The sequence below is a fragment of the Kribbella sp. NPDC004875 genome, from assembly GCF_042873375.1.
Classification (GTDB): Bacteria; Actinomycetota; Actinomycetes; order Propionibacteriales; family Kribbellaceae; genus Kribbella.
The window spans coordinates 662,960-683,779 of sequence record NZ_JBIALI010000002.1; the positions used below are offsets into that span (position 1 = coordinate 662,960).

Here is a 20,820-nt window from a genome sequence, read left to right on the forward strand (position 1 = left end):
CCTGTGCTTCGACGCATCGTCGTCGTCGGCGCCTCGGCCGCGGGACTCGCCACGGCCGAATCCCTGCGAGCCAAGGGGTACGACGGCACGCTCACCCTGGTCGGAGCAGAACCGCACCTGCCGTACGACCGACCACCCCTGTCCAAACAGTTCCTCACCAGCCAGTGGCAACCGGCTCGCCTGCGGCTCCGCGACGAGGAGAAGATCGCCGAGCTGGACATCACCCTTCGCCTGGGCGACACGGCAGTTGGCCTCGACCTGGCTCGTCGTGAACTGCTGCTGGAGCAAGGGGAGGTTGGGTTCGATGCGCTGGTTGTTGCTACTGGAGTGCGGACGCGGCGGCTCCCCGGGGATGGACTGGAGGGCGTCTACTCCGTCCGGGGTCTGGATGATGCCTTGGCTCTGCGTGCTGCGTTGTGGGCCGGAGCGAAGGTGGTCGTGGTCGGGGCAGGCTTTCTCGGGACCGAGATCGCGGCGGCTGCCCGGGGGCTCGGCTTCGACGTCACGCTCGTCGGCCGGCGGAGCGCTCCGTTGGAGCGTCCGTTGGGGGCCCGGATCGCGGACCTGGTTGCCACGACGCACAGTGATCGTGGGGTGCGGTTGCTGATGAACAGCGGCGTACGGCGGTTCACGTCAGTACGCGGCCGGGTGACGGGACTCGAGCTCCACGACGGGACAGCGGTCGGTGCGGACGTGGTGGTTGTCGCGGTGGGCGCGGAGCCGGCGACGGAATGGCTCGCGGGCTCCGGTGTGCGGATCGGGGACGGTGTGGAGTGTGACGCCCAGTGCCGGGCAGCGCCCGGGATCTACGCTGCGGGTGACGTCGCGTCCTGGTACAACCCCTTGTTCGACAGGCGAATGCGGGTGGAACACCGGCTCAACGCGACCGAGCAGGGAGCGGCCGTGGCGGCGAACCTGCTCGGCGCGAACCGCCCGTTCGCCTCCGTCCCGTACTTCTGGAGCAACCAGTACGACGCCCGCCTCCAGGCCTACGGGATCTTCCCCGCCGGGGCCGCGGTGACCATCGTGTACGGCGACCTGGACGACCTCACGTTCGCCGCCACCTACAGCGAGAACGGAACAGTCGTCGGCGTCCTCGGCTGGAACTGCCCCCCGCGCCAACTCCGCGAACTCCGCCAACTGATCGCACGCCGCGTCTAGAAGCGGGCGGCTCGGACCAGAGTGGCGCGGCGGTCGTCGGTGAGGGGGCCGTCCTCCAGGCGTTTGCCGGTTTCCGACGCATGCAGCATGCCGGCGGTGGAGACGAACCCGACGTGGTGCACGACCTTGCCGGGGCGGCCGAAGAAGTACAGGTCGCCCGGCCGGGCCTCGTCGATCGGGATGTTCGGGAGCGTGTCCGCCTGATCGTGCGCGTCGCGCGGCGTCCGCAGCCCGAGCACCCGGCTGACGGCGTGGATCAACCCGGAGCAGTCCAGCCCGTATGCCGACGTACCGCCCCACAGGTATTCGAGGCCGAGGAACTGCCGGCCGAGGCGCAGGCGCTCTTCGACGTCCGACGGCTCCGACACAGAGCGCAGTACGGCGTCCGCGAGCCAGCCCGAGCCACCATCGGGCGTGGCCACCCGGGTGTAACCGTCGGTGTGTTCATCGGACGCGAGCACGGTCGCGAACGACAGCTCCGCCAACGGCTGGCCGCCAGGCTCGGCGAGCAGCGGCGCGGTCGGTACGGCGACCGCCACGGGGTCGGTCGCGCTGGTCGGCAGCTCGCCCAGATGACTCGACGGGACCCAGCCCGGGTACCCGAGTTCGTCCTGGGACGACGGCTGCCACGGCGCGACGATCTCGGACCAGCCGTCCCGTTCGGAGCGCACCAGGACGGGCTCGGCGAACAGGAGCTGCGTGAGGGTCCGGCCGTGCAGGCCGAGGCGGGTCTCGGTGTCCATCGACTTGGCCCAGCCGGCGACGTCGGGTTGGGCGGCGGCCGCCGGGGCGTCGATGTCGCGCGGCGCGTCCGGCGAGGTCCAGACCGTGCTGACCGGGACTTTGGTGGCGGCTAACTTCATGCGGTCAAGCCTGTCACGCCCAGTCCAGGAGCAGAAGGCAGGTGGATCAGAGGCCCGTCGTACCGGATCCCGCCGGTCACCGGCGCCGCGCGCAGCCACCAGGCGGCGTCCAAGTCGTTGACCGTGGTCGTCGGGTACGCCGACACCAGCGCGGCCGCCGCGCCGACGCCGACGTGGCTCTCCATCATGCAGCCGACGATCGCGCCCAGCCCGTGTTCACGGGCCAGCTCGAGCAGGGTGCGCGCCGGCGCGAGGCCGCCGCATTTCGCGAGCTTCACGTTCACCAGGTCGGCCGCGCCGTGCCGGATCACCGCCACCAGGTCGCGGACGCCGTACACGGACTCGTCGGCGAGGATCGGCGTCCAGACCCGGTCGGTCACCCAGGCCATCCCCTCCAGGTCGGCCGCGGCGACCGGCTGCTCGACGAGTTCGATCGCGCAACCGGCGTCCTCGAGCGCCCGGATCACGGTGACCGCTTCGCGACGCGTCCATCCCTGGTTGGCGTCCAGCCGCAGTCGCGGCTCCGGACCGATCGCCTCGCGAACCCGCCGTACCCGCTCGATGTCGCCGGCCGCGTCGGTCCCGACCTTGATCTTCAGCACGTCGAACCCGTCCGCGATCCGCGCCCGGCCGGCCTCGGCGAGCGCGGCGGCATCGCCCACCGACAACGTCACGTCCGTCTGCACCACGTCGGCCGTCGACCCGAGGAACTCGTGCAACGTCTGACCGCGCCGCCGGGCCGCGAGGTCGTGCAACGCGACGTCGACCGCGTCCTTCGCGCCGAGGTTGCCGACCGCCGCACCCTGGACCCGGCGCAGCGCCTCGGTCAGGTCGTCCGGACCGAGCCCGTCCAGAGCGGTCGTGATCGGGCCCTCGATGCAGGCCTGTGCACCGGCGAGTGAGTCGCCGGTCACCTTCCAGACCTGCGGAGCCTCGCCCCAGCCGCTCAGCTCACCGTCGCTCACCTCGACCAGCAGCGACTCGACGTGCGTCGCGGTGCGGAGGGCGGTGACGAAGGGAGTGTGCAGCGGTGCGGAGACCAGGTGGGTGGTGATCTTCACCGAACTGCCTCCAGGTTGTGCCGATGGTTCCACGCCTCGAGGGCGATCGCCGCGATCAGCTTCTGCGCGGCCGCGTCCGGCAGGTCGGACGTCGTACAGACGACCAGGACGAACGGGTCGGCGTCCGCGGGGCGGACGATGCCGCCGTCGTGCCGGATGCGGGTGTCCCAGCCGTTCTTGTGCTCGACCCGGGTGCCGGCCGGCAGTTGCGCCGGGATCTCGCCGTTCCACTGATTGCCGGCCAACAGGTCGCGCAGGTAGTCGCCGGAGGCACCTTCGGTGTTGCCCACCGCAACGAGTACGCCGGCCAGGCCGGCCGGGCTCATCAGGTTGCTGATCCCGGCGCGCTGGGCGGCCGAGTCATCGATCCCGCGCTGGATCTTGGACTCCGGCGCCGGTGAACCCGGCAGCGTCGACTCGGCGAGAACCGCGTGGGCGGCCGGGACGCCGACCTGCTCGAGCACCAGGTCTGTCGCCAGGTTGCTGGAGCGGGTGATCATCTCGGTGGCCAGCCAGCTGAGCGGCACCTCGGAACCCATCCGCTCCCAGGTCGCTTGCGCCTCGTCCTCGTCCGGATTCACCCCGAACCGGCCGCCGGCCGCGGACTCGAAGTCGTTGTGCACGGTCACCGGCTGGTCGAGCGCCAACTCGCCCGCGTCGACCTTGCGCAGCATCGCCATCGCCACCGGCAGCTTCATCGTGCTCGCGGAGTAGTGCCCGCGCTCCGCCTCGTGTTCGAACACCGGTACGCCGTCCAAGCGGCCCAGCCAGACCCCGAACTCCCCGCTCCCGTCGACCTCTCGGAGCAGCTCCGCGATTCCCATGGCGCTCACCCAATCACAGGCAGGGACCTGGCAGACTTCCAAGGGTGTCCCGGGCCTTCGGTGTTCTCCTCGGCTTCGCCGCCGACCGCCTTCTCGGCGACCCCCGGCGCTTCCACCCGGTGGCCGGCTTCGGCCGGACCGCCGCACGGCTGGAGCAGCACCTGTACGCCGATTCGCGTCCGGCCGGTGCCGCGTACACGGTGCTGCTGGTCGGCGCGACCACCGCGGCCGGGATGGCCGCCGAACGCGCCACCCGCGATCATCCGGTGCTGCACACGATCGCGACCGCCGCCGCGACGTGGACCGTGCTGGGCGCGCGCAGTCTGCACCGTGAGGCCGAGACGATGGCCGGTCTGCTCGAGGAGAAGGACATCCCGGCGGCCCGCGACCGCCTCGGTCACCTGTGCGCCCGCGACGCGACCGATCTCGAGGCCGGCGAACTCGCCCGGGCGACTGTCGAGTCCGTCGCCGAGAACACCTCGGACGCCTGCGTCGCGCCGCTGCTGTGGGGTGGCGTCTTCGGCATCCCGGGACTGCTCGGGTACCGCGCGGCCAACACGCTCGATGCGATGGTCGGTTACCGGTCGCCGAAGTACCAGAACTTCGGGTGGGCGGCGGCGCGACTGGACGACGTACTGAATCTGCTCCCGGCTCGGGTGTGCGCGTTGCTCACCGGTCTGGTGGCGGGTCGGCCGCGGGATGCCATCAGCATGTGGCAGCGGGACGCGGGTCGGCATCCGAGTCCGAACGCGGGTCCGGTCGAGGCGGCGTTCGCCGGGGCGCTCGGGCTGACGCTCGGTGGGACGAACGATTACGGGAGCTACCGGGAGGACCGGGGCACGCTCGGTGACGGGCCGGCGCCGACGGTGACCGACGTCCGGCGTACGGCGGCACTCGCGACCCGGGTCGGGATCGCGGCGGCCGGGCTGGCAGCGATCGTGGCCGTACTCCGAAAGGGAGAGCGATGGGGCTGAGTCACCGGCCGTTGCGGATCGCGCTGATCCGGCACGGCGAGTCCGAGGCGAACCTGGACAAGCGGATCTACGAACGCGTCCCGGACCACGCGGTCCGGCTGACGCCGCGCGGGCACGAGCAGGCGGCCAGAGCCGGCAAGGAGCTGCGGGAGGTGTTCGAGAACGAGCCGGTCCGGGTGTACGTCTCGCCGTACCTGCGGGCCCTGCAGACGCTGGACTCACTCGGGCTGGACGACCTGATCGGGATGCCGTGCGAGGAGCCGCGGCTGCGCGAGCAGGACTGGGCGAACCTGCAGGACACCGAGGACATCGAGCGGCAGGAGCAGCTGCGGGACTCGTTCGGGCACTTCTTCTACCGATTCACGCACGGCGAGTCCGGCGCGGACGTGTACGACCGGGTGTCGACGTTCCTGGAAACGATGCACCGCGACTTCGAGTCGCCGAACGCGCCGCGGAACGTGCTGCTGGTGTCGCACGGGCTGACCATGAGGCTGTTCTGCATGCGGTGGTTCCACTGGTCGGTCGGGTTCGTCGAGTCGCTGCGTAACCCGGGCAACGCGGAAACACGCGTCCTGCTGCGGCAACCCGATTTCCGGTACAAGCTGGACCGGCCGTTCGAGCAGTGGACAGCCTACGAACCGACGGAACGGGAGCGATCGGCATGGTTGTAGCGCAGACGCGGGACGCCGTACTCGACCTGCTGGCGAGCCTCACGCCCGCGCAGCTGGACAAGATCAGGGCGCCGTTCGACACCGCGGACCACAAGGAGTGGACGTACCTGCCGGGGGACCGGCCCGGTCTGCCGTTGTCCGAGTTGACACCGGCGCAGCAGTTGCTGGCGAAGCGCCTGGTCGAGCTCGGGTGCAGTGAGCGCGGCGCGGCCGACTCGTGGGCGGTCCTGGACGCGGAGGTGATCCTGCGCGGGATCCCGGCGCTGCCGGAGTCGGGTGACTGGGAGGGCTCCGTCCTCGGCGGCCGGTACTTCCTCCGGGTGCTCGGCGACCCGTCCGGCACCGAGCCGTGGGCCTGGCGGCTGAACGGGCACCACCTCGCGCTGCACGTGACCTTCGTCGACGGCGCGGTCGCATTCACCCCGCAGTTCATCGGGTCGAACCCGGCCGAGGTACTGACCGGGCCGGAGGCGGGCCGGCGGTTCCTCGCGGCCGAGCAGGACCTTGGCTTCCAGCTCCTGCACGCCCTCGAGCCGGGCCAGCTGGAGATCGCGCACGTCTCACCGGAGGCCCCCGACGACATGCTGACCCGTCACGACCCGGTCGCCGACGCCTCGCTCCTGCACCGCGGCCTCGGGTACGGCGACATGACCGAGAACCAGCGTCAGCTCCTCAGCCTGCTCATCGGCCAGTACGTCGGCCGCGCCGCCGGCCCGATCGGCCTGCAGACCTGGCAGGACATCACCGAGCACGGCATCGAACGCCTCACCTTCGCCTGGGCCGGCGAGACCCAGCCCGGCGTGGGCCACCGGCACTACTACTCGATCGCGGGCCCCAGTTTCCTCGCCGAGTACGACAACACCCAGGACAACGCCAACCACATCCACTCCGTCTGGCGAGACCTCCGCAACGACTGGGGCACCGACCTACTGGCCGCCCACTACGCCATGCACCGCTAGAGTCACCTAAGTCATTCGACGGCATCAGCAGGAACCCGGTGTGAGTCCGGGACGGTCCCGCCACTGTGACCCGCGAGGGAAGTCAGGAACTGCCGCCGTCGTACCTGGAATCGGGGCGTGGATACCCCGGGAAGGAACGGTCGCGCATGCCTGCGAACCTGCTCTTGTTGTCCACCGCCGACACCGATCTGCTGGCGGCCGCCGAGTCCGGCGCGGGGTGGAAGGTCGCGAACCCGGCCCGCCTCGAGCTCAGTGAGCTTGCTGGATTGCTGGCGACGGCCGACGTCGTGGTGGTCCGGCTGCTCGGTGGTCGCCGGGTCTGGGAGGAGGGGCTTGACGCGGTGCTCGCGGCGGGCAAACCGACGGTGGTGGTCAGTGGCGAGGCCGCACCTGACGCGGAGCTGATGTCGCTGTCGACCGTGCCGGCCGGCGCTGTCACCGAGGCGCTGGCGTACCTGCGCGAGGGCGGCGCGGACAACCTCCGGAACCTGGCCGGCTTCCTGCGCGACACGCTGCTGCTCACCGGCGACGAGTTCGAGCCGCCGCGCGCGCTCCCGGCGTACGGCGTGCGCGGGACGTACATCGAGGACGACCGGCCGGTGGTCGGGATCGTCTACTACCGCGCCCACGAGATCTCCGGAAACACCGCCTTCGTCGATGCGCTGGCCAGTGCGGTCGAGGCGACCGGCGCCCAGCCGCTGCCGGTGTACTGCGGGACGCTGCGCGGGCTCGACCCGACCAGCGACGAGAACGCGGGCCTGTTCGAGCTGCTGCGCAAGTGCGACGTGCTCGTCACGACGCTGCTCGCCGCCGGCGGTTCGGTCGCGGCCAACGCGAGCGCGGGCGGTGCCGACGACGCCTGGGACGCCGGTGCGCTGGCCTCACTCGACATCCCGTTGATCCAGGGCCTCGCGCTCACCTCGACCCGCGAGCAGTGGGTCGACAGCGACGCGGCGATCAGCCCGCTGGACGCCGCGACGCAGGTCGCGATCCCGGAGTTCGACGGCCGGCTGATCACGATCCCGTTCTCGTTCAAGTCGTACGACGCCGACGGGCTGGCCCGGTACGCGCCGGACACCGAGCGGTGCGCGCGGCTGGCCGGGATCGCGGTCGCGCACGCCCGGTTGCGGCACGTGCCGGCCGCCGAGAAGCGGATCGCGCTGGTGTTGTCGTCGTACCCGACCAAGCACGCGCGGATCGGGAACGCGGTCGGCCTGGACACCCCGGCCTCCGCGGTCCAGCTGCTCGGCAAGCTCGAGGAGGCCGGATACGACCTCGGTGGGCTCGAGCTGAGCGAGCTGCAGGGTGCGGATGGCGCGGACGGGCTGATCCACCGGCTGATCGCGGCCGGCGGTCACGACGTCGACTGGCTGACCGACGAGCAGCTCGAGACCGCCGTGGCCAAGGTCCCGCTCTCGACGTACTCGACCTGGTTCGAGCGAGTCCCCGAAACGTTGCGTGCGGCAATGACCGAGGCGTGGGGCGAGGCCCCCGGCTCCCTGTACGTCGACAGCTCGGGTGCCGAACCCGCGATCGCGCTGGCCGCGCTGCGGTTCGGGAACGTGGTGCTGATGATCCAGCCGCCGCGCGGGTTCGGCGAGAACCCGGTGGCGATCTACCACGATCCGGACATGGCGCCGTCGCACCACTACCTCGCGGCGTACCGCTGGCTGGAAGCACCCGTCGAAGAGGGCGGATTCGGCGCCCAGGCCGTCGTGCACCTGGGCAAGCACGGGACGCTGGAGTGGCTGCCGGGCAAGGGGATCGGGATGGCGGCCGACTGCGCGCCGGACGCCGTACTCGGGAACCTGCCGATGGTGTACCCGTTCATCGTCAACGACCCCGGTGAGGGCACGCAGGCGAAGCGGCGCGCGCACGCGACGGTCGTCGACCACCTGGTGCCGCCGATGGCGCGGGCCGAGACGTACGGCGACATGGCCAAACTCGAGTATCTGCTCGACGAGTACGCCACTGTGCAGGCGCTCGACCCGGAGAAGGTGCCGACGCTGCGCGCGCAGATCTGGACGCTCATCCAGGCGGCGCAGCTGCACCACGATCTGCACACTTCGGACAAGCCCTCGGACGAGGACTTCGACGAGTTCGTGCTGCATCTGGACGGGTATCTGTGCGAGATCAAGGACGTGCAGATCCGCGACGGGCTGCACGTGCTGGGCGGGGCACCGGACGGCGAGGCGCGGGTGAACCTGGTGCTCGCCGTTCTCCGCGCGCGGCAGCTGTGGGGCGGGTCGTACTCGATCCCGGGGCTGCGGACCGCGCTGGGGGAGACCTTCGGCGTGGACGAGGCCGAGCTGCTCGCCGACCCCGGTGCGTCCGCCGACCTCACCGACCTCGCGACGCTGGCCGACCTGCCGGCGGTCAGTGGTGCCGACGGCGTGGACATCCTGGAAGCCGTCGCCCGGAAGCTCGTCGTCGGCATGGAGACGCTGAGCTGGGACGCGACGAAGGTCCCGGTCGTCGTCGCCGAGGTGCTCGGCCGGGAATCCGCTCAGGTGACGGCGTCGCTGACGTTCGCGGCCGAAGAGGTCGTCCCGCGGCTGGCGCGCACCGGCGACGAACTGGCCAACGTACTGCGGGCCCTCGACGGGCGGTTCGTCGAAGCCGGACCGTCCGGGTCGCCGACCCGCGGTCTGGTGAACGTACTGCCGACCGGCCGGAACTTCTACGCGGTCGACCCGAAGGCGATCCCGAGCCGCAACGCCTGGGACGTCGGCGTCGCGCTCGCCGACTCGCTGCTCGCGCGGCACCGGGCCGAGACGGGGGAGTATCCGCGCTCGGTCGGCCTGACCGTCTGGGGTACGTCGGCGATGCGGACGCAGGGCGACGACCTCGCCGAGGTGCTCTGGCTGCTCGGCTGCCGCCCGGTCTGGGACGAGGCGTCCCGGCGGGTGACGAGCTTCGAGGTGGTCGGTCTCGAGGAGCTCGGCCGGCCGCGGATCGATGTCACGATCCGGATCTCCGGGTTCTTCCGGGACGCGTTCCCGCACGTCGTCGCGCTGCTCGACGAGGCGGTCCGGACGGTCGCCGCGCTGGACGAGTCGCCGGCCGGCAACTTCCTGAAGGCGCACGTCGACGCTGACGTTGCCGCGGGCAACGACGTACGGCAGTCGACCGCTCGGGTCTTCGGCTCCAAGCCGGGGTCGTACGGCGCCGGTCTGCTGCCGCTCGTGGACGCGCGCAACTGGCGGACCGACGACGAGCTCGCCGAGGTGTACGCCGTCTGGGGCGGGTACGCGTACGGCAAGGACCTGGACGGTGCCGAGGCCCGCGGCTCGATGGAACGCGCCTACGCCCGGATCCAGGTCGCGGCGAAGAACGCCGACACCCGCGAGCACGACATCATGGACTCCGACGACTACTTCCAGTACCACGGCGGCATGATCGCGATGGTCCGGCACCTCACCGGCGCCAACCCGAAGGCGTACGTCGGCGACTCCGCCGTCCCCGCGCAGGTGAAGACCCGGACGCTGGAGGAGGAAGCGAAGCGGGTCTTCCGGGCGCGGGTGGTGAACCCGCGCTGGATGGCGGCGATGCGGCGGCACGGGTACAAGGGCGCGTTCGAGATGGCGGCGACCGTCGACTACCTGTTCGGGTACGACGCGACCGCGGGCGTGGTCGACGACTGGATGTACGAGTCGCTGACCACCGAGTACGTCGCGGATACCGAGATGGCCGAGTTCTTCCGGAAGTCGAACCCGTGGGCCCGGCACGGCATCGCCGAACGGCTCCTCGAGGCCGCGCAGCGCGGACTCTGGGCGGAGCCGTCGGACGAGGCCCTCGAGACGCTACGGAGCGCAGTACTTGAGACGGAAGGTGACATCGAGGACCGCGGCTGATTGGGTTGAGGCATGCTGCCTGAGCGACCGCGGGTCCTGATCACCAACGACGACGGGTATCTCGCGCCGGGAATCCGGGCGCTGGCACCGACGATCGCCCAGCTCGGGTACGACGTGGTCGTGGTCGCACCGTTGCTCGACGAGAGCGGCGTCGGCTCGGCCCGCGCCGCCATGCTCGGCCGCCCGATCCGGACCGCGTCCGACGAGGAGAACGGCGTCACCTACATCGGGATCGAGGGAACGCCCGCGGGTGCGGTGACGCTGGCAGCCCTCGGCGCGTTCGGTCCGGCGCCCGACCTGGTGCTGTCCGGGATCAACCGCGGGCTCAACGTCGGCGTGTCGATCTTCCACTCCGGCACCGTCGCGGCGGCCGTGACCGCGTCCGGCTACGGTACGTCGGGGGTCGCCGTCAGCCTCGACTCGGACGACCCGCAGTACTGGCCGACCGCGGCGACGATCGCGGGTGAGGCGCTCGGGTGGATCGCGGCCGAGCCCGCCGGCACGGTCGTGACGATCAACGTTCCGGACCGTCCGCTGGACCAGGTGGCAGGGGTCCGCCACGCCTCGCTGGCGCCGCTGACGCACTCCCGGCTGGTCCGTTCGACGGCGCCGACCGGGGAGCCGATGATCCTGCTGGGGCCGGCGTATCCGGATCCGGACCCGGACTCCGACGTGGCCCTCCTCGCCGCCGGGTTCGTCACCGTCACGCCGATCGTCGGCATCCGCGAGGTCGCCGACGACACCGCCGCCAACGCCCTGGCCAAACGCCTGAACCGCTGACCCGACTGGCGGGTTGTTGCACCGCCAGCGCCCTGCAACCCGCCAGCGGTCACACAAGCCGCCACTCGGCGACGTGGTGATTCCCACGTGGCCGGGGTGGGTTGTGGGGTGGGGAGGTGTGCCATGATCGGGCGGACGATTCGTGGAGGAACACCGGTGTGAATCCGGGGCGGTCCCGCCACTGTGACCAGGCCCAGCTGACGCTGCGGCTTGGGAGCCAGGACATCCGCGGTCGTCCGCCGGCCTACGGAGTTCCGCTCGGTCGGCGTACCAGTGCCGCAGCGGGCGTGGACACCCGCTCGACGAAAGGGATCTCCGCCGATGCGGGCCGTGCGTTCACCGGGTCAGTCGACCAGCTTTCCGTTCACCGCGATCGTCGGGATGGACGATCTCCAGCTCGCGCTGATCCTCGCGGCGATCTCGCCGGCGATCGGCGGCGTGCTGATCCGGGGCGAGAAGGGTACGGCGAAGTCGACGGCCGTCCGCGCGCTCACCGAGATCCTGCCGCCGGTGGACGTCGTCCCCGGTTGCCGGTTCTCCTGTGATCCGGAACGCCCCGACCCGGCGTGCCCGGATGCGCCTCACGACGGTGCCGAGATGCGAGCTGCCCGGCTGGTCGAGTTGCCGGTCGGCGCGACCGAGGACCGGGTGCTCGGGTCGTTGCACCTGGAGAAGGCGCTCGCGGAAGGCGTCACGGCGTACGAGCCGGGGCTGCTGGCTGCCGCGCACCGGGGCTTGCTGTACGTCGACGAGGTCAATCTGCTGCACGATCATCTGGTCGACGTACTGCTCGACGCCGCCGCGATGGGACGGGCGACGGTCGAGCGGGACGGCGTCTCGGTCACGCACCCGGCGCGGTTCGTGCTGGTCGGCACGATGAACCCCGAGGAGGGCGAGCTCCGGCCGCAGTTGCTCGACCGGTTCGGTCTCACCGTGGACGTGGTGGCGAGCCGCGATCCCGCCGTCCGCGTGGAAGTGATGCGCGCGCGGCTGACGTACGAGGCGGATCCGGAGACGTTCGTCGCCCGGTACGACGGTCCGCAGCGGGAACTCGCCGAGCGGATCGTGAAGGCGCGCGACCTGCTGTCCGAGGTGATCCTGACCGACTCCGCGCTGCGGCAGATCGCGGAGATCTGCGCGTCCTTCGACGTGGACGGCATGCGGGCCGACCTCGTGACGGCTCGGACCGCAGTGGCTCATGCGGCGTGGTCCGGGCGCACCGTGGTCGAGGTCGAGGATGTGCGGGCCGCGGCGAAGCTGGCGTTGCCGCATCGGCGGCGGCGGAACCCGTTCGACGCACCGGGGTTGGACGAGCAGCAGCTCGAGGACGCGATCAACAACAGCACGCCACCGGAGGACCCCGACGACGATCCCTCCGGCGGCCCGGGCGGATCGGGCGGCGCCGAGGACCCGGCGAACGCGGAGGCGAAGGCAGACGGCACGAACGCGCAGGGGGCGAGCGACGCGGCGCTCGGCGGCCCGGCGAACGATGCTGCGAACGACTCCGAGCTCGGGGACTCGACGCGCCAGGAGCCGACCCACGACGGCCAGGACCACGCCGCGCCTGGGGATCCGAGCGGCCGGTCCACGAAAGGCGCGCCCGGCGACGGCGAGAGCGGTCAGCCAGGCGCGACTCCTGCCGGAGAGGTCGCCGGGAGCTCCGAGCCCTACAAAGCGCGCCTCCTGCGCGTGCAGGCGGCAGGCTTCGGCGTAGCCGGCCGCCGCTCCCGCGCCATCACCGAGGCCGGCCGAGTCGTCGGCGACCGCGCACGCGTCGGCCGCGAGCCGGGCCGACCGCACCTACTGGGCACGATCTGGACCGCCGCCCCGCACCAGCACGCTCGCGGCCGCAGCGGCCCGGGTCTGGTGGTGCGCACCGGCGACGTCCGGCTGGCGGTTCGCGAAGGCCGCGAGGGGAACCTCGTCCTGTTCTGCGTCGACGCGTCCGGCTCGATGGGCACGAAGAAGCGGATGGGCGAGGTGAAGACCGCGATCGTCTCGCTGCTCCTCGACGCGTACCAGCGCCGCGACACGGTCGGTCTCGTCACGTTCGCCGGCCCCACCGCCACGGTCGCGCTGCCGCCGACGGGCAGTGTCGAGACCGCCGTACGACGCCTCGAAGCCCTCCCGACCGGCGGCCGTACCCCGCTCGCCGAAGGTCTCCTGCAGGCCGGCGAGGTACTGCGGATCGCCGCGATCCGCGACCCGCGCCGGCGTCCGCTCCTCGTGCTCGTCACCGACGGCCGTGCCACGTACGGCGAGAACGCCTTCGCCCGGGCCCGTGAGGCAGCCGGCTGGCTGGCGCAGCACGGCCTGGCGACCGTCGTCGTGGATTGCGAACCGCGTCGTGGTGTCCGCCTCGGTCTCGCCGCCGAGCTCGCGGCCGACCTCGGCGCGGAGTACCTCGACCTCGGAGACGTTGCCGCCGGCAACCTCGTGCGGACGGTCACGGAACGGAAGGTGGCCTGATGCCGAAGGGGCAGCCGGTGGCCGTACCGGAGGACGGCCTGACCACCCGGCAGCGCCGCAACCGGCCGCTGCTGATGGTGCACACCGGCGAGATGAAGGGGAAGTCGACCGCCGCGTTCGGGATGGCGCTGCGGGCCTGGAACCAGGGCTGGAACCTCGGGGTCTTCCAGTTCGTGAAGAGCGCGAAGTGGAAGGTCGGCGAGGAGAGCGCGTTCAAGGCGCTCGGCGAGCTGCACGCGGCGACCGGGCAGGGCGGGCCCGTCGAGTGGCACAAGATGGGTGAGGGCTGGAGCTGGTCCCGCAAGGCCGGTACCGAGGCGGATCACGCCGCCGACGCGCTCGAGGGCTGGCGGGAGATCCAGCGCCGGCTCGCCGCCGAGACCCATGACCTGTATGTCCTCGACGAGTTCACGTACCCGATCAAGTGGGGCTGGGTCGACGTGGACGAGGTCGTCGGCACCCTCGTCGACCGGCCCGGTCATCAGTACGTCGTGATCACCGGCCGCGACGCCCATCCGAAGCTCCTCGACGCGGCGGATCTCGCGACCGAGATGACCAAGCTGAAACACCCGATGGACGCCGGCCAGAAGGGTCAGAAGGGTATCGAGTGGTGATCCCGCGGGTGGTGATCGCGGCACCGGCGTCCGGGGCCGGGAAGACGACGGTCGCGGTCGGGCTGATGGCCGCGCTGCGGAACTCCGGGCACGTGGTCGCGGGGTTCAAGGTCGGACCGGACTACATCGACCCCGGGTTCCACGCGGTCGCCACCGGGCGGCCGGGACGCAATCTCGACCCGATGCTGTCGGGGGAGGAGCGCATCGGTCCGCTGTTCGCGCATGGTTCGGCCGGCGCGGACCTCGCGGTCGTCGAGGGCGTGATGGGTCTGTACGACGGTGCGCTCGGAACCGAGGGTTTCTCGTCGACCGCGCATGTCGCGAAGCTGTTGAAGGCGCCCGTGGTGCTGGTGGTCGACGCGTCGGCGGCGGGGCGGAGTGTCGGAGCGGTCGTTCAGGGTTTTGTTGCCTTTGACACCGAAGTTCGGATCGCGGGGGTGATCCTGAACAAGGTCGGCTCGGACCGGCACGAGACCGAAGTACGCGCCGGTGTCGCGCCGACCGGCGTCCCGGTCCTCGGCGTCCTGCGCCGCGACACGAGGCTCACTGTCCCGAGCCGCCACCTCGGCCTGATCCCCGCCGAGGAACAACGAGCCCAAGCCGAGGCCGCGGTGGAAGCCGCCGCCGAACTCGTCCGCCAAGGTGTCGACCTGCAAGAAGTGATAAGCACCGCCAACTCCGCCCCCCACCACCAGGCCACCCCCTGGAACCCCTCCACCGAACTAGCCGCCCTGAACGAGCCCGCCACCCCACCACAGGCCGCCCCGGGGCGAGAAGCCCCGCCCGCTTTCGCCGCGCCGCACGCAGCTCGGGGGTCCGAGAACGCGCCCCCTCCCGCCCCATCACGCGGGCGGCCGGTGGTTGCGGTTGCGGGGGGTCCTGTCTTTTCTTTTCGGTATACCGAGACGACGGAGTTGCTGACCGCGGCCGGGGCCGAGGTTGTCACGTTCGACCCCTTGACCGACACGTTGCCTGAGGCAACGGCGGCGCTCTGTCTGGGCGGCGGCTTCCCGGAGTTGCATGCGGAGGCCCTGTCCGCCAACAAGGAACTGCGCCACCAGGTAGCCACCGAAGTCGCCGCCGGTCTCCCCGTGATCGCCGAGTGCGCCGGCCTCCTCTACCTCTGCCGGGAACTCGACGGCCACCCCATGACCGGCGTACTCCCGGCAACCGCCCGGATGACCCCGCGCCTGACCCTCGGCTACCGCACGGCGATCGCCGCGACGACCACGAGTTTCTTCGACGAGGGCCGCCGAGTCCACGGTCACGAGTTTCACCGCACCACGGTCGACCTCGACACCGACGTACACCCGGCCTGGTATCTCCCAGCCGGCGTCGAAGGCGTCACGCTCCCGCACGTCCACGCGTCGTACCTGCACCTGCACTGGACGGCCACCCCCGACGTCCCGGCCCGCCTGGTCGCCGCCGCCCGCGAGCGGGTCCGATGAGGCTGGTACTGGGCGTCGGCCTCCGCTCCGGTACGCCGTACTCCGAGCTCGCCGGCCTGGTCAGCGAGACCGTCAACGCCGAAGTACAGCTGGTGGTAACCATCGCCGGACGCGAGACCGAACCCGCACTCCAGCAACTCGTCGAACAGCTCGGCGCAGAGCTACGCACCTTCACAACCGACGAGCTCGCCGGCCAACCCGCACCAACCCCGAGCGAACAGGTCGAGCAACTCGCCGGCGTTCCCAGCGTCGCCGAAGCAGCCGTCCTCGCCAGCGGCGCGCACCTTGTCACCCCGAAACAACGCAGTACCAACGCGACCATCGCCGTCGGCCGCCTCCCCGCGCCCGGGTACCCGGAAGACGACCGGTCGGTTGTCCATCGCGTGATCGCCGAGCGCCGCGACGTACGCCGGGGATTCCTGGACGTCCCGATCGACGACGACCTGCTGACCCGCGTCCTCGAGGCCGCGCACCGGGCGCCGAGCGTGGGACTCAGCCAGCCCTGGGACTTCCTGCTGATCCGCGATCTCGCGACCCGCCGCAAGGTGCACGATCTCGCAGTCGAGCAGCGGGACGCGTTCTCCGCGTCGCTGCCGCAGGACCGCCGGGCCGCGTTCGACGGGCTCAAGATCGAGGCGATCCTGGACACCCCGCTGAACATCGCCGTGACCTGCGACCCCGGTCGCGGCGGCCGGCACGTCCTCGGCCGGCACGCGGATCCGCGGACGACCTGGTTCTCCGCCGCGATCGCGATCCAGAACCTCTGGCTCGCCGCCCGCGCCGAGGGACTGGGCGTCGGCTGGGTCTCCTTCTTCGAGCCGTCCGAGGTCGCCGCCGTACTCGACCTGCCCGCCCACATCGAGCTGGTCGGCTACCTCTGCGTCGGGTACGTCGACGAGTTCGCGGCGGCACCCGAGTTGGTGCGCTCCGGGTGGGCGAGACGCCGGCCGCTGACCTGGGCGGTCCACCACGAGGCATGGGGACGCCGTACGACGTCGATCGTCGACGACGCGGTGCGGGCGGGCGCGAACGCGGTACCGGCGACGGGGCAGAAGGTTCGCGTTGTCGTCGGCGGCAACGCGATGGATCTGCGGCAGCGCGACGCGCTGGTCGTCGACCTCTCCGCCGAGCGCCCGCACGCCGACTTCGGAGTGCTGTGGCGACCTGCCCGTACTCCCGCCGAGGCGGTCGAGCTGGGCGTCGAGATCGCCCGCGACCTGGCCCTGCAAGGCGTTGGCGAACTCGTCGTACACCTGGCCGACCTCTCAGCCACCGCTCAGGCCCTGGCCCAAGGTCTGGCGGCCGGGGCGTCGGCCTCTGGTCTGTCACACTCCTCCGCATGACCTCGCAAGCACCCACGTATGTGCCCGCGTTCTCGATGAAGCAGCGGGTGACGTTGATGGCGAACAAGTACGAGCTGATCGCCACCAATCCGGACGGGAGCGACGGGCCGCTGCTCGCGTTCGCGCAGCAGAAGCGGATGGCGTTCAAGGAGCAGGTGACGTTCTACACCGACGACACCAAGACGCAGCCGGTGTTCTCGTTCAAGGCCCGCAAGACCATCGACCTCGGCTCCGGGTACGACGTGTTCGACGCCGACGGGCAGCCGATCGGCTGGTTCAAGAAGGAGTTCGGCAAGAGCCTGCTCCGATCCAGCTGGCTGCTGTCCAGCGGGCAGCTGAACGCGAGCGGCACCGAGCGAAACGCGACGATCGCGGTCGTCCGCCGGATCTGGGAGTTCGTCCCGTTCGTCGGGGAGATCCCGCTGCCGTTCATCTTCCACTTCGACTTCACCGACGCCGAGTCGGGCAACGCGGTGCTCTCGGTGGAGCGGAAGATCTCGGTCCGGGACCGGTACCGGATCACGGTCCAGGACCAGCGGCTGGACTTCCGGGTCGCCGCCGCGATGACGGTCGCCCTGGACGCGTTGCAGTCACGCTGAGACCCCGGCGTACGACCACGGTCGTACGCCGGTCTCACTCTTTCGGGTGAACCTTCCCTGACTACCCTTGGTTCCGCTTGCCGCCGGTGCGAGGCTGTACCCATGGGCGTAGCACAGCGCAGTCGACGGTGGTTGGTTCCGTTTGCGGCAGTCGCGGTGGTCGCGGGGGTGGGGACGCTGGGGCCGATGGTCGCGGACGCTTCGCCCAAGCTGCCGACCATCACCGCGCAGGATCTGCTGGCCAAGGTGCAGACCGCGAAGGTCGACGGCCTGAGCGGCACGGTCCGCTCGACCGCTGACCTCGGCCTGCCCGCGATCCCGGGCGCACCGGCCGGTAGCGAGCAGGTCACCGAGCTGCTCAGCGGTGAGCACACCGCGCGGGTCGCGCTTGCCAGCCCGGACAAGGCCCGCGTCTCGATCCTGGACAACCAGTCGGAGCGAGTCTGGACGACAGACGGCAAGACCGCCTGGGCGTACGACTCGGCCAAGCGGGAGGCCACCAGGTTGACCGTCCCGGCGCACTCCACCGCGCCGGAGAAGGCGAAGCCGAGCAACTACGACCCGCAGGCAGTCGCCAAGCGGTTCCTCGCCGCGATCGACCCGACCACCACGGTCCAGGTCAGCGGCACCGAGAAGGTCGCCGGCCGGGACGCGTACAAGCTGCGCCTGGTGCCGAAGACCGACAAGACGACCGTCGGCTCGGTGACGCTCGCGATCGACTCCAAGACCTGGGTCCCGCTCGACGTGACCGTGATGCCGCGCAGCGGCAACGACCCGGCGGTCGAGGTGGGCTTCACCTCGGTCTCGTTCGGCGCACCGGCGGCGAGCACCTTCACCTTCACCCCGCCGCAGGGTGTGAAGGTCACCGACCAGAAGCTCCCGTCGAAGGGCGCGGCCCCGGGCAAGCTCACGCCGAAGCCGGTCATGCCGAAGCAGGTCACCCCGCAGGGGGCGGCCGAGGCCAAACCGACCGTGATCGGCACGGGCTGGGAGAGCGTCGCGATGGTCAAGGGCGTGCAGACCGCCGGCCTGACCGGTAACGGCCCGCTGGCCCAGCTGCTCGCGAAGGCGCCGACCGTCCAGGGCTCGTGGGGCAAGGGCAAGGTGCTGACCAGCAAGATGGTGAGCGCGCTGATCACCGATGACGGCCGGGTCTTCGTCGGCCTGGTCACCCCGGACACCCTGCAGGCCGCCGCGGCGAAGGCTCCGCGCTGAACAGCACGATGACGAGCGCGCCGGTCGTCACCCACGGCCTGACCAAACGGTTCCACGGCGGGCAGGTGGCGGTCGACGCGGTCGACCTGGAAGTCCCGGCCGGCAGCGTGTACGGCTTCCTCGGCCCGAACGGGTCGGGGAAGACCACCACGATCCGGATGCTGCTCGGACTGATCGCGCCGACGTCCGGTGCCGTCGAGCTGCTCGGTGAGCCGATGCCGAAGGCACACCTGCGGGTGCTGCCGCGGGTCGGGGCGCTCGTCGAGGGGCCGGCGTTCTACCCGTTCTGGACCGGCCAGGCGAATCTGCTCCGCTTCGACGCCGCCGACCGGACCGCCGACCCGAAGACCCGGAAGGCGCGCGCGGGAGAGGCGCTCGAGCGGGTCGGCCTGTCGAACGCGGCCGGGAAGAAGGTCCGGGCGTACTCGCTCGGGATGCGCCAGCGGCTCGCGATCGCGGTCGCGCTGATGCAGCGCCGCGAGCTCCTCGTGCTGGACGAGCCGACCAACGGACTGGACCCGCAGGGCACCCGCGAGGTCCGGCATCTGATCCGCGAGCTGGCCGACGACGGTACGACGGTCTTCACCTCGACCCACCTGCTCGCCGAGGTGGAGCAGGTCTGCACGCACGCCGCGGTGATGAGCCGCGGGAAACTCCTGCGCCAGTCCACCGTCGCGGATCTGCGCGCCGAGCTCCGCCCCCGCCTGGTCGTCCGTACGCCGGATCTCGCACCGGCCGCCGAGACGCTGCAGGGTCTGGGGGTCACCGACCTGAAGACGACGCCCGAGACCGTTGAAGGCGATCCGGGCGACCTGCCGATCGAGAAGTTCGCCGCCGCGCTGGTGGCCGCGGACGTCCGCATCCACGGCTTCGGCCTGGAACGCCCCAGCCTGGAAGACGCCTTCGTAGCACTCACCGGGGAGGGCTTCGATGTCGCCGAGTGAACTCTCACCCGACCCCACCCCACCCACCACGGCCCCCTCGCGCCCCGCGCCCACCGAGCCGACCCGCTCCACCGCCGAGCCCGCCTCCACGACAGCCGAGCCCACCCACTCCACCGCCGGCTCCGAGCCCGGGTCCACCCACTCCACCACCGCCGATTTCGCGGGTGCGGCTGCTGCTCGTCCCGCCGCAGTTGTTGCCGCCGGGTCGGGCGTGGGGCCGAGTGCTGGGCGGCATGCTTTGGCTTTGTTCCTCTCGGAGTTGCGGCTGGTGTTCGGGCGGGCGCGGACGCAGGTCGGGCTCGGGGTGCTCGCCGCCGTGCCGGTGCTGATCGGGGTCGCGGTCAAGATCGCCGGCGCCGGCGGTGATGCCGGCGGGTTCATCGCACAGATCGCCGGCAACGGGTTGTTCCTCATCGTCGCCAGCCTCGGCCTGTCGCTGCCGTTCTTCCTGCCGACCGCGGTGACCGTGATCTCGGGGGAGTCACTGGCCGGCGAGGCCAGCCTCGGCACCCTGCGCAACCTGCTCACCGCACCGGCCGGCCGCTCCCGCCTGCTCGCGGCGAAGATGGTCGCGCTCGCGGTCTTCTGCCTGGTCGCGACGATGACGATCTGGATCTCCGGCCTGATCGTCGGCTTCATCCTGTTCCCGGTCGGCGACGTCCTGCTGCTCTCCGGTACGACGGTCTCGCTCGGCGACGGCCTGCTCCGCGCGCTGGGGATCGCGCTGGTGATCTCGCTGTCGCTGCTCGGCCTGGCCGCCATCGGACTGTTCGTCTCGTCGCTGACCTCGACCCCGCTGGCCGCGATGGCAGCGACCTTCGGCAGCTTCATCATGCTCGGCATCCTGACCGCCATCCCGCAGTTGCACGCGATCCACCCGTGGCTGCTGATGTTCCGCTGGCAGTCCTTCGCCGACCTGCTCCGAGATCCGCCGTACTGGCACGAGATCGGGCGCAACCTGCTGCTCCAGGCGGGCTACGTCGTCGTCTTCTACGCCGCTGCCTGGGCGAGGATCACGAGTCGCGACATAACGTAGGCGGC

The 20,820-nt window shown here is 71.2% G+C and carries 17 protein-coding genes and 2 riboswitches; of the genes, 14 read left to right on the forward strand and 3 right to left on the reverse strand.

Features of this window, described 5'->3' with window-relative positions; genetic code table 11:
• The first annotated feature begins 3 nt into the window (after positions 1-3).
• Positions 4-1,161 (forward strand): NAD(P)/FAD-dependent oxidoreductase, encoded by a 1,158-nt coding sequence (locus tag ACFYRH_RS14195; protein WP_387773503.1) that lies wholly within the window; start codon positions 4-6, stop codon positions 1,159-1,161.
• On the opposite strand, the gene ACFYRH_RS14200 is transcribed toward ACFYRH_RS14195, so the two are convergent.
• Genes ACFYRH_RS14200 through ACFYRH_RS14210 form a run of 3 tightly spaced genes read right to left on the reverse strand, consistent with a single transcriptional unit; the run spans position 1,158 to position 3,909 of the window.
• A complete protein-coding gene (locus ACFYRH_RS14200) occupies positions 1,158-2,024 on the reverse strand; it encodes an NlpC/P60 family protein (RefSeq protein ID WP_387773506.1) in 867 nt (288 codons plus the stop codon). The two genes, ACFYRH_RS14195 and ACFYRH_RS14200, sit on opposite strands and share 4 nt — an antisense overlap.
• Positions 2,021-3,085 (reverse strand): mandelate racemase/muconate lactonizing enzyme family protein, encoded by a 1,065-nt coding sequence (locus ACFYRH_RS14205; RefSeq protein WP_387773509.1) that lies wholly within the window; start codon positions 3,083-3,085, stop codon positions 2,021-2,023. The genes ACFYRH_RS14200 and ACFYRH_RS14205 overlap by 4 nt, the downstream gene beginning before the upstream one ends.
• Positions 3,082-3,909: a serine hydrolase gene (locus ACFYRH_RS14210; protein WP_387773512.1), complete on the reverse strand. Its 828-nt coding sequence runs from the start codon at positions 3,907-3,909 to the stop codon at positions 3,082-3,084. The genes ACFYRH_RS14205 and ACFYRH_RS14210 overlap by 4 nt, the downstream gene beginning before the upstream one ends.
• Positions 3,910-3,953: 44 nt before the next feature.
• Between ACFYRH_RS14210 and ACFYRH_RS14215 the strand changes: the two genes are divergently transcribed.
• From ACFYRH_RS14215 to ACFYRH_RS14275, 13 genes are all read left to right on the forward strand, one after another.
• Positions 3,954-4,883 (forward strand): cobalamin biosynthesis protein, encoded by a 930-nt coding sequence (locus ACFYRH_RS14215; protein WP_387773515.1) that lies wholly within the window; start codon positions 3,954-3,956, stop codon positions 4,881-4,883.
• Positions 4,874-5,554, forward strand: coding sequence for a phosphoglycerate mutase family protein (locus ACFYRH_RS14220; protein ID WP_387773518.1), 681 nt, complete (start codon positions 4,874-4,876; stop codon positions 5,552-5,554). The genes ACFYRH_RS14215 and ACFYRH_RS14220 overlap by 10 nt, the downstream gene beginning before the upstream one ends.
• Positions 5,545-6,513 (forward strand): DUF3500 domain-containing protein, encoded by a 969-nt coding sequence (locus ACFYRH_RS14225; protein ID WP_387773521.1) that lies wholly within the window; start codon positions 5,545-5,547, stop codon positions 6,511-6,513. Before ACFYRH_RS14220 ends, ACFYRH_RS14225 begins: the two co-directional genes overlap by 10 nt.
• Before the next feature lies 1 nt (position 6,514).
• Positions 6,515-6,626, forward strand: a riboswitch (cobalamin riboswitch).
• A gap of 33 nt (positions 6,627-6,659) precedes the next feature.
• Positions 6,660-10,367 carry a cobaltochelatase subunit CobN gene (gene cobN / locus ACFYRH_RS14230; RefSeq protein WP_387773524.1) on the forward strand — a complete coding sequence of 1,236 codons (3,708 nt, stop codon included), beginning with the start codon at positions 6,660-6,662 and terminating at the stop codon, positions 10,365-10,367.
• Positions 10,368-10,379: 12 nt separating this feature from the next.
• The gene (surE, locus tag ACFYRH_RS14235) at positions 10,380-11,147 is read left to right on the forward strand and encodes a 5'/3'-nucleotidase SurE (protein WP_387773527.1); all 768 of its coding nucleotides are present in this window, start codon (positions 10,380-10,382) and stop codon (positions 11,145-11,147) included.
• Between the two features lie 148 nt (positions 11,148-11,295).
• A riboswitch (cobalamin riboswitch) is annotated at positions 11,296-11,372 on the forward strand.
• A gap of 96 nt (positions 11,373-11,468) precedes the next feature.
• The gene (locus ACFYRH_RS14240; protein ID WP_387773530.1) at positions 11,469-13,616 is read left to right on the forward strand and encodes a magnesium chelatase subunit D family protein; all 2,148 of its coding nucleotides are present in this window, start codon (positions 11,469-11,471) and stop codon (positions 13,614-13,616) included.
• Positions 13,616-14,230: a cob(I)yrinic acid a,c-diamide adenosyltransferase gene (gene cobO / locus ACFYRH_RS14245; RefSeq protein WP_387773533.1), complete on the forward strand. Its 615-nt coding sequence runs from the start codon at positions 13,616-13,618 to the stop codon at positions 14,228-14,230. The genes ACFYRH_RS14240 and cobO overlap by 1 nt, the downstream gene beginning before the upstream one ends.
• Complete coding sequence (locus tag ACFYRH_RS14250; protein ID WP_387773536.1) at positions 14,224-15,678, forward strand: cobyrinate a,c-diamide synthase; 1,455 nt, start codon at positions 14,224-14,226, stop codon at positions 15,676-15,678. The genes cobO and ACFYRH_RS14250 overlap by 7 nt, the downstream gene beginning before the upstream one ends.
• Positions 15,675-17,021, forward strand: a complete 1,347-nt coding sequence (gene bluB, locus ACFYRH_RS14255; protein WP_387773538.1) for a 5,6-dimethylbenzimidazole synthase — start codon at positions 15,675-15,677, stop codon at positions 17,019-17,021. The genes ACFYRH_RS14250 and bluB overlap by 4 nt, the downstream gene beginning before the upstream one ends.
• Entirely contained in the window at positions 17,018-17,620 is a 603-nt protein-coding gene (locus ACFYRH_RS14260; protein ID WP_387773540.1) for a hypothetical protein, read from the forward strand. The genes bluB and ACFYRH_RS14260 overlap by 4 nt, the downstream gene beginning before the upstream one ends.
• A 186-nt stretch (positions 17,621-17,806) precedes the next feature.
• Positions 17,807-18,835 (forward strand): outer membrane lipoprotein carrier protein LolA, encoded by a 1,029-nt coding sequence (locus tag ACFYRH_RS14265; protein ID WP_387773543.1) that lies wholly within the window; start codon positions 17,807-17,809, stop codon positions 18,833-18,835.
• A gap of 8 nt (positions 18,836-18,843) precedes the next feature.
• A complete protein-coding gene (locus ACFYRH_RS14270) occupies positions 18,844-19,779 on the forward strand; it encodes an ATP-binding cassette domain-containing protein (RefSeq protein ID WP_387773546.1) in 936 nt (311 codons plus the stop codon).
• 244 nt (positions 19,780-20,023) lie between these two features.
• Complete coding sequence (locus ACFYRH_RS14275; protein ID WP_387773549.1) at positions 20,024-20,815, forward strand: ABC transporter permease; 792 nt, start codon at positions 20,024-20,026, stop codon at positions 20,813-20,815.
• The last annotated feature ends 5 nt before the right edge of the window (positions 20,816-20,820 follow it).